1 protein-coding gene is annotated in these 1,448 nt (G+C 66.6%); it reads right to left on the reverse strand.

What is annotated here, in order from left to right; translation table 11 throughout:
* Positions 1-171: 171 nt before the first annotated feature.
* Positions 172-1,404: an IS4 family transposase gene (locus ABTZ94_RS37550; RefSeq protein ID WP_351207951.1), complete on the reverse strand. Its 1,233-nt coding sequence runs from the start codon at positions 1,402-1,404 to the stop codon at positions 172-174.
* Between the last annotated feature and the right edge of the window lie 44 nt (positions 1,405-1,448).

Below are 1,448 nucleotides of genomic sequence, written 5' to 3' on the forward strand. Positions count from 1 at the left end.
ATGCGTTTGTCTCGTTTCGGTTTGGTGGCGCCAACGAGAGTGATGGCCGCGGTGGGTGGGTGCTCTGTAGTCCGGTGGGCGGCGCGTTTGAGGGGCCAGCTGGCGATTTTGTGTTTGATGACGCGGGGGTTGGTCCGGTGGCGTCTCGGTGGCAGGAGGCGTTCGAGGAGTTCAGCGTGGGTTGCTTTGACCGCGCGAGCGAGTCTGCTGGGGGGAAAATGCCGCCTGGTCGGTGACCTGGCGGCGCACGACGCGCAATGAGCGGGTGAAGGAGATCCGGTCGGGGTCCTGGTCGGCTTGTTGTGCGGCTTGGTGCATCAGGTGTCGGATGGCGTGGTGGACGAGCAGGAATCCGTAGAGTTCCTGCTCGGCTCCGTCAGGGTGTTGCGAACGCAGTACCAGGTGAGGACCGCCGAGGTGGGTCTTGATTTCGTCGAGGGTGGACTCGAACTCCCATCGCTGGGCGTAGAGGGCGGCCAGTTCCGTGGCTGGGGCCTTGTCCGGGGCGAGGATCGTGGTGATGAGCCGGTAGACGCCCTCGTGGCCGGCGATGGTGTACTCCACCGCGCGGACCGGCACCCCGCGACGGGTGTGGTGGATGTCGCTCCGGTCGAAGATCTCGGTGAGGTAGGAACCGTCCGACAACTGCTCGATCACCGGCAGTACGCGGTCTTTGCGGACTCGCCACAGCAGGTCCGCCCCGGTTGCCGCGGCGTTGCGCCACAAATCCACGCCGTAGAAGCCACGGTCGGCCAGCAGCAGCATCCCCGGCCGCAGGGACACCAGGACCGCCCGGGCCAGAGTCTGCTCTCCGGCGCGCAGAGCTCCGACCGCAGCCTCGAAGATGGCGTGGGTGCCGCATTCCACCAGGCCGACCATGCGCAACTGCGGGCAGCCGACGCTCTGTTCACCCCGACCGGAGCGCGGCGGACGGCCGAACGCCTCCACGTTCGCCTTCGTATCGGGCAGGTCGAACGTGGTGCCGTCGATCACGGTCAGCCGCCAGCCGCGGTAGAAAGCGCCCTGAGTGTCCGCTGTGGCGACCGGACGGCACACCCGCGCGAACAGCTGCCGCAGAGGTGCCACACCCAACCGGGACCTGGCTTTCCAGATCGCAGCCGTACTCGGCACCACCCACGACGCACGCCAACGCCGCGCACCCTGCAAACCCGCGGTCAGCAGTCGGGCGACCTCCTCATAGCCCTGCCCCGAGAACAGACACATCGCCAACACGAAGTAGACCACCAGCCGGGCCGGCAACAGCCGGTTCCTCTGCTGGACCCTGCCCGTCTCCGCCAACACCTCGTCCACAAGCGACCGAGGAAACGCCTGCGTCAGCACGCCGACCGCGACCCGGTCCGACAGTCGCTCCCCAGATGACTTAAACTGACCCGCTCTTGCCACGCCAACAACAACGACCGGATTGCACCTAAGTTACCGGTATTGAG

Source organism: Streptomyces sp. NPDC002785 (genome assembly GCF_040295565.1).
In the GTDB taxonomy this organism is placed as follows: Bacteria; Actinomycetota; Actinomycetes; order Streptomycetales; family Streptomycetaceae; genus Streptomyces.